General features: G+C 35.9%; 11 protein-coding genes. 7 read left to right on the top strand and 4 right to left on the bottom strand.

Translation table 11 applies throughout. The annotated features are described in order from the left end of the window. Positions 1-3: 3 nt before the first annotated feature. The 6 genes from AC59HC_RS19095 (at position 4) to AC59HC_RS19120 (ending at position 3,792) form a co-directional block, all read left to right on the top strand. Positions 4-603, top strand: coding sequence for a hypothetical protein (locus AC59HC_RS19095; protein WP_202838874.1), 600 nt, complete (start codon positions 4-6; stop codon positions 601-603). Between the two features lie 13 nt (positions 604-616). Further along, the gene (locus AC59HC_RS19100; protein WP_310402985.1) at positions 617-1,267 is read left to right on the top strand and encodes a hypothetical protein; all 651 of its coding nucleotides are present in this window, start codon (positions 617-619) and stop codon (positions 1,265-1,267) included. Continuing rightward, positions 1,267-1,827 carry a LemA family protein gene (locus AC59HC_RS19105; RefSeq protein WP_202838876.1) on the top strand — a complete coding sequence of 187 codons (561 nt, stop codon included), beginning with the start codon at positions 1,267-1,269 and terminating at the stop codon, positions 1,825-1,827. The genes AC59HC_RS19100 and AC59HC_RS19105 overlap by 1 nt, the downstream gene beginning before the upstream one ends. Then, positions 1,808-2,176 (top strand): hypothetical protein, encoded by a 369-nt coding sequence (locus tag AC59HC_RS19110; RefSeq protein ID WP_202838877.1) that lies wholly within the window; start codon positions 1,808-1,810, stop codon positions 2,174-2,176. Before AC59HC_RS19105 ends, AC59HC_RS19110 begins: the two co-directional genes overlap by 20 nt. Before the next feature lie 4 nt (positions 2,177-2,180). After that, the gene (locus AC59HC_RS19115) at positions 2,181-2,954 is read left to right on the top strand and encodes a hypothetical protein (protein ID WP_496559164.1); all 774 of its coding nucleotides are present in this window, start codon (positions 2,181-2,183) and stop codon (positions 2,952-2,954) included. A 118-nt stretch (positions 2,955-3,072) separates the two neighbouring features. After that, the gene (locus AC59HC_RS19120) at positions 3,073-3,792 is read left to right on the top strand and encodes a hypothetical protein (protein WP_202838879.1); all 720 of its coding nucleotides are present in this window, start codon (positions 3,073-3,075) and stop codon (positions 3,790-3,792) included. Positions 3,793-3,993: 201 nt separating this feature from the next. Here AC59HC_RS19120 and AC59HC_RS19125 read toward each other — a convergent pair whose 3' ends face one another. From AC59HC_RS19125 to AC59HC_RS19135, 3 genes are all read right to left on the bottom strand, one after another. Then, a complete protein-coding gene (locus AC59HC_RS19125; protein WP_411413594.1) occupies positions 3,994-5,784 on the bottom strand; it encodes an endonuclease in 1,791 nt (596 codons plus the stop codon). Positions 5,785-6,211: 427 nt separating this feature from the next. Continuing rightward, positions 6,212-6,739 (bottom strand): DUF4136 domain-containing protein, encoded by a 528-nt coding sequence (locus AC59HC_RS19130; protein ID WP_110011388.1) that lies wholly within the window; start codon positions 6,737-6,739, stop codon positions 6,212-6,214. 1 nt (position 6,740) lies between these two features. Continuing rightward, positions 6,741-6,923: a C1orf53 family protein gene (locus tag AC59HC_RS19135; RefSeq protein WP_047434227.1), complete on the bottom strand. Its 183-nt coding sequence runs from the start codon at positions 6,921-6,923 to the stop codon at positions 6,741-6,743. Between the two features lie 40 nt (positions 6,924-6,963). Here AC59HC_RS19135 and AC59HC_RS19140 point away from each other — a divergent pair, with 40 nt between their 5' ends. Then, entirely contained in the window at positions 6,964-7,290 is a 327-nt protein-coding gene (locus AC59HC_RS19140) for a hypothetical protein (protein WP_202838881.1), read from the top strand. Here the strand turns inward: AC59HC_RS19140 and AC59HC_RS19145 are convergent. Beyond that, on the bottom strand, positions 7,287-7,475 hold the full coding sequence (locus AC59HC_RS19145; protein ID WP_202838882.1) for a hypothetical protein: 189 nt from the start codon (positions 7,473-7,475) through the stop codon (positions 7,287-7,289). The genes AC59HC_RS19140 and AC59HC_RS19145 overlap by 4 nt on opposite strands. Positions 7,476-7,599: the final 124 nt, after the last annotated feature.

The raw sequence follows: 7,599 nt of genomic DNA on the forward strand, positions 1-7,599 counted from the left end.
CATATGAAAAAGATAGTTTTAATAATTTTGTGTTTTATCATGTTTGTATCATGCCAGTCACAACAAAAGACAGATCTGGAAAAAATAGATTTTTCCAAAGGATATAAAGAAGTTCTGAAAGACACCAAATATCAGACAGAAGCAAGGGAAATTGTAACTACATTGCCTGTAGCTTATACCAAAGATGTTTCCGGATATAAATTCGGAAATATATCGTTTCCCGAACAGAAAGAAAATAATGTAAAAAACTCCACCGTAGGATTACTTATTAACAATACTACAGAAAGGCTTACTAAAGGCGTGAAAATAGAACTGGAAGATACTGCTGCAGGTAACGATCTTTTAGCCTATCTCAAATCACAATACAAAAATCCTAAAGTTCTTGCAGGAGTTCCTGCAAAGAACAGTGAAGGTAAAATATTGGGAAATGCAGCCTATGCCTGGGATCTGAAAGGTAAAACAATGGTATTGGTACAATATTATGAATACACCAATAATAAACCCAATACTTCCTCTGTTCTCTATATTGTAGACAATCAGGTGAAGACGGCAGACGGGCAGGAAACAGCAGCAGTACACCTGCTAAAAACGTATACTTCATAGCAGATTTTTATTGATGGATAATTATGATTATTATGCAGAAAAAGTAATTACGTATTTACCGTTAGTTATACTTTCTGTCATTGCAGTTATTTTACTACTTCCTAATTCTAGAAAAAGATTTTTAAGAATTCAGGCATCATTACCCACATCCAAAATAAAATCTGTGGCCATGGGGCTGGTAGAAATTCAGGGAAAACTTATTATGAAAGAACCTTTGATTTCTCCCGTTGCAAGAGAAGAATGCATAGGATATTATTATACAATTGAAGATGTAACCAGAGATAAAGAAGGGAAAAATTCTTATACAACAATTCATAGAGAAACCCAGTGCAATCTCTTTCTGATGCAGGATGATTCAGGAACCATTGAAATACATCCCGAAGGCATAGAATTGATATTCATCGAAGAAACCAATGTAAGTTATAACGGACAGAAAAGATACAAGGAAACATTGCTTAAATCCGGCCAGGAAATGCTTCTGGTGGGAGCTGCCGATTCAAGAAACGGAGAAGCTTTCATCAGAAAAGATACAGGGCATAAGCTTTTAGGAATTACCACTGTTGCAGGAATTTCAGTCTGGAATAAATACCAGCCCCTGTTGAGGTCATTTATTGTCACCTGTATCGTTATACTTATCGTAATGATTTTAATCTTATCACAATAATGAATCAAATTGTAGCAATTGTTATCGCCGTTTTTCTTATCGTGGCCATCGTGGCTTTTTTCATCAGTTTATATAACAAGCTTGTCATGCTGAAATTCAATGTGGAAAAAGCGTATGGGAATATAGATGTTATTTTGAAGCAAAGAGCAGACGAAATTCCAAACCTTGTTAATGTTGCCAAACAGTTTATGGCACATGAAAAAGACCTGCTTACCAAACTGACAGAACTAAGAACTTCCTATAACAACACCAATGATTCCGACAGAAAAACAGAGCTTGCCAATGAGACATCAAAAGCACTTTCATCATTTTTTGCTGTTTCAGAAAACTATCCCGGCCTGCTGTCAAACAATAACTTCCTGGAACTACAGAAAAGAGTTTCCGGAATGGAAGATAAAATAGCAGACAGAAGAGAATTTTTCAATGACAGTGTAAACCTCTATAATATAGGAATTCATGAGTTTCCCAATGTTATATTGGCAAAAATGCTGGGCTATAAAGACAAAACCCTATTAGACGTTTCAAATCAGGAAAAACATTATGAAGGAGTTCAGTTTTAATACATTTTTCGGATATGAAAATATACTGATGGAAAAACCCGAAATTGTTTTGTTTGGGGCGATGCTTCTTCCTATAGGACTGATTATGGTGGTGAGTATCATAGGATGGGTGTTCAGGAAACTGAAATTCAATATGTATATCATTCAGGCAATACTGTATACCTTGCTTTTCACCTTTTTTTTTGGAACGGTTACCATGCTCATTCTTTTTTTTATAACAGATAAAAACGGAGTTAAACTTGCGTGGTGCTGGAGCGCTATTTTCCTTGGAATGTTTTGTTTTAGCATCATCAATACCAATACCATCAGTAAAATGTTTACAGACTGGTCTAAAATCATTAAAAACTAAAATTATGATACAACAACCTTATTATATGATCGACTTCAGTGCATCAGCCTGTTTGTTTGAAATAAGGATTAATGATTATCCTGTGATTCATATGAATGTTGAGGGACAGGTTGCCACCAATATTCCTATCAATTTTGCCATATTGAAAAGTGGTGTTCAGACGATATCAGCAACCATTTTACCTAATATTGGCGATGTACAGCTGCATCCTAAATCAGAACTGAAATTTAATGTCAAACTTTTTGATGTGGCTAATGATTTTGTTTTTGATAAACAGTTTGGAGACTATCATTCAGAGGCTATTGAAGACAAAAAGAAACAGGTTATCAAATATGTTGGCTCCTTTAAAGCTGAAGTTCCTTATCAGCTTTCGGCATGGCAGAACGGGAGAAACCTGCAGGATATTAAAGACAGCAGAAAAAAACTGGAGCAGGCTTATGATCATATATCAAGATTAATAAGAGAAAATAAATTTGAAGATTATAAGAAATCAATTTCCAGAAGAGAAGAAAATATGGCTGCTTCTATGTATCTGTCAAAAGCAGAATCGGAAGAACGCTTTACTGATCTTGTAAAAGATTTCAAGTCCGGATTTAAAATACAGCCTGTTTCCAAAGATGCCGTAATGTTTGTATGTGCAGAGAATAGAGTTGCCTTTTTAAAAAAAATAAACGGAGAGTCTGCTTTATATCTGGAAAATCCTGAAACAGAAGAAGAACTGATGCTTGATATTTCATTTTATATACCTGAAGGAAAAGAAGAATTTGAAATAATATAAGCGTTTTATATTCATGAAACAAATAGGAATTTGAAGTTAAAAAATGAATAAAAAACGTTTTCCGGATACTTGAATCCTGTTTTTTCTGTTTTATTATTGATAACCGGACACTAACATTATGAAAAATCTGAAATATGTATTAACAGCGGTAATCTGTCTGAGCTTTGCGTCATGCGACCAGCAGAAAAATAAAGAAAGTGAGTCTTTGGTTGAAACAGAAGGAAGTACTCAGACCGAACCATTCAATCTTGCTAAACTGAAAGCAGGACAAAATATCAACGATATTTTAAAATCTGCCGGAGCAACAGCAAAAGAAGCCGTCCGTACCGGTGAAGTTACCCTGATCGGAAATGAAAAGCTGGCTTTTGCTTCAAAAGAATTATTGCACTTCAACGGAATTGATCTGGAAGGAAAAAATCATAAAAATACAAACAAAGTAATTTTACATTTCGGAAAAGTAGATCAGGAAATTGGCCCGCTTGCCAATGAAAAAGAAGACGAACTGGGAATGTATCAGCTTGATATTTATACAGAGCAGGAAAAAACAGCACTTCTGGAAAGCTTAAACAAGACACTTCAGAAACCTAGTTTTGATACCATTCGGGAAGGTTTTGAATCTGAAGTTAAAGATAATGAGATCATCCGGACGCATAACAAACTCAGACAGGAAGTAGCGATCTGGAGAAGCAAAGATATGCTCTATTATTACTGCGAAACCAAAATAGATAACAGACCGGACGAATACCGCTGCAACCTCTTCGTGTTCAGAAATAAAGAATGGAAAGACCTTCTGAAAGGGTCAGGATATCCGGACCTGGATAAAATCTCCCTGAACTAAAAGAATATAGCAAAGAAATTAAACCATTTGCTTAGCCAGATCAGCTTGCTGATTCCTCTTTGTCCTCTAAAATAAAACATTAGAAAAATAAAATCTCTGCGTTACAAAGATCTGCTCAATCAGTAAAATCTGCGAGAGTTAAAAAAAATAAATGCCGGTCCAAAAAGAACCGGCATTTTTTATATCAAATGACTATTTGAACTATTTCACTATAAACTGCATCGTTACCTGATCCAGTTTCAAAATATAAACTCCCTGGCCAAGATTTCTGGTTTTAATAGAATTTCCATTTCTGAAAGGCTGGTCAATTGTCTGAAGAGTTTTCCCCTGAAGGTTATAAATCTCGGCTTTTTTTACTTTCTGAAGATCTCCTTTTACAAAAATCTCCTGATTGGTAACAGGGTTAGGAGATATTTTAAAACTGTTGGATGTAGTTTCTGCTGCTGTATTTTGAGCCATTCTTGCTGTTGATCCTGAATAACATGTCCATGAAAGATCATCAATAGCAACTCTGTTACTTGATGAAGTATTAACCAGGCTTACCACTACATTTCCGGAAATATTGATATTATTGATAGTCGTGGTTGTAGATGAAGTACTGTAAGGAATAGTTCCTACGGTTGTTCCATTTACTTTTACATCAAAAGTACCATTGGTTCCTGAGAATTTAAGCTGTGTAGTTACTGTTAAAGAACCAATACCGTTTGCAGAACTGCCGGAAGTTAAAGAACCGTTTCTTACCGTAATTGCTTTATTGTTAATGGTCTGGTCTGTTCTTGCATCCGTTGCGCTCCAGGAAATGCCGCCATTGCTCCATGTTCTGGTTGTATAAGTAGAGTTGGCTGCAGGAATGGTTTCAAAATTTTCATTGGCACAGCTAGTACCCGGAGTAGTACCGCCAGAACTAGTAGTACCGGAAACTGTTGAACTGTTCGATGAAGAATTTCCAGCTGCATCTTTTGCTACCACGTAAAAACTGTAAGTTGTAGAAGGCGTAAGCCCTGAAATGGTTGTAGAAGTTGAACTTGTCGTAGTTTGCAGAATTCCGTTCATGTAAACATTATATCCTGTTACTCCTACATTATCGGTAGAAGCATTCCAAGCCAGAGAAATACTGCTGGAAGTTGTTCCTGAAACATTCAGACCTGTTGCTGTAGTAGGCGCCTGGGTATCACCTGAAGGCTGCTGGGAACCCCAGATAAGGTTAACATAATTTGGATTGTCGATAAACGGGTTTCTGTTCCCCTGAAAAGTATAGGAAGTATTATTTCTTTTGATCTCAGCCTGGGAAACCGGATCCTGATTGTGCCATGCCAAAAGGACATTAAGTTCCCATGTCTGTAATCCCGGGAACGCAGAACTTCCTAACATATTTCCTGACGAAAAAGAAGAAAGCTTGCTTTGATAACGGGTTACAAAATAGAAAATCATACGGGCCACATCTCCTTTAAACTCGTCAATAGGCTCAAATACCGTTCCTGAATATCCTGAAGAAGCAGATGTTCCCAGCTTGGATCCGTTCTGTGAAGTAAAAGAAGCATTTCCTACCTTTCCGAAAGGATAATTACTTCTCATTCCATTTACTTTCCCGTCTGTAGCTCTGATAAAGTGAATATCCGCAACCATTGGCGAAGCTTGATTGAATAGGCTTTGAGGAACAATATGCTCCCTGTTATAACAATTTCCTTCAGTAGAATACGTTCCACACTGATCAGATCCCGGAGTATAAGTATAAGGATCACTACCTGCTGGTCTTTCAGAATAAATATCAAGGATGGTTCCGTCATTTTCATAGTCCTTATCGATATCAGTGGTTTTATAAGCTGTCCAAAGCCCACTGTACCCTTTATCAATATGTCCGTTGGTGATAATGCTGCTTAATTCAGTTTTCAGTGCTGCACCACTCAGTCCGTTGGCAGAATTGTAGTATCCTGCAGGAGCCTGGGCGTGGGCAAGTCCCGCAAATACAGAAAATAAAATGATTTTTTTCATAATTAATATTTAATATAAAGTTTCAGCAAGAATACCACAATTTTTGTGAATAAAAAATTACAAAATTGTTAATTTTAAACACACTGTATGTAATGCATAATGAGTAATAAATGATGGATGATGAATGATGATGAACGATGAGGTTTCGTATGCGATTCAGTTTTTTATATCTTGAATTATGATTTTTCTATAATCTATCCTCAATATTGTAAATTCAATAGGATCGGGCTATAATCCAGAACGTAGACAAAGGAAGCCCAGTTTAAAATAAGACGTTTATCATCTGGCTTCAGCCAAAACTTAAATAACAGAAGACTATATCACGGCTATCTGTGTAATTCTGTGTTATCTGCAGGAAAAAACAAATAATTATCCATAAAAAAAGCCGATACCAAACGTACCGGCTATATAATGGATGACTTACATCTTATTTTCTTTGTGGCGGATAATTTTTCATAATCTCAGCCATAATTTCTGGAATCTGTCTCTGTTTTGCTTTTGGAGAATCTACAGAAATTCCGCTTCCGATACCCTGCCAAACCAATTTGTTGCTTTTTGCATCGATAAGATCAACGATCAAAGCGCCTTCATTGTAGTTGGTTGTCCATGTTCTGTTCATACCAACACCCCATCCGAATGGTCCGCCCCATCCCCACATTCCGTAAGGAGAAGAGGAATTGATATCAGTAATCTTTTTATGATTTGCTTTTACGTTGATAATCAGATCAGGGTTTTCTCCGGACTGAAGTCCTTTGCTCTGAAGCTGTCTCGACAGCTCATTCAGCACTCTGTCTTTATCAATATCATTCAGTTTTAGATCATCAATTCTTATTTTATAGGTTTTGTAAGAATTGAAATTGGCGGTTTCAGCATAATCCGAACGTACCTGAAAAGGGCTACAAGAAGTTAAGCCTAATGTAGCAGATGCCAACAAAATAAAAATATATTTTTTCATTTTATTTATTTTTTTTATCACTTTTAATGAATGTATCAGTCTTTTTATCGTACCCGTAAGGACAGTGTCTGCAGCCGCTTTTACAGCAATATCCTCTTTTCAGATGGAATTTTTCTGTAAAAACCTTGTACCCCTGTTCATTATAGTAGAAGTCTTCACCTTCTTTGATGTCATAATGGGCCATAAGTTAAATGCTAGTCAAAAAACTTTTTATATTTGTTACTATGATAATTGTATGCCAAAAGCCTTTAAAAAAATTAAAAATTAATGGCATCGCTCTCTTTCCCTTTATCTTCATTAGGAAACCCGAAGATAAGGAAAATAATGTATTGATCAATCACGAAAAAATTCATTTACGGCAGCAACTGGAAATGCTCGTTATTTTCTTCTATATTTTCTATGGTATTGAATATTATTACTGGTTTTTTAAACTGAAGGACGGTTATCTGGCTTACAGAAGAATCTCTTTTGAAAGAGAAGCCTACGCTAATGAAAACAACCTGAATTATCTCAGAAAAAGAAAATTGTGGAACTTCAGGAAATATCTTTAGAATAAGGGCATGATGCATTGGAGTTCCGGGTTACGAGATTCTGGTTCAGGCTTCTGGATTCTGGCTTCCGATTTATTCTTTGTAATGACAGAAGTATTAAGATCTTTCACATCAAGATAACCGGAATATTTTGGCATTGCAGTACTGTATAATTCAATAGGAATGGGCTTTAGCCCTTTTATCAAAAAAATTAAAATTCATCCGGCTTTAGATTCTGTGTTAACTTCCAAATTATTTTTTATACATTTATATTTATAAAAGCGACCTTGAGTTAGCTTGCGTAGGGTGAACGTCTTTGATTTTTACCCT

The sequence above is a fragment of the Chryseobacterium sp. DZ-32 genome (genome assembly GCF_059587025.1).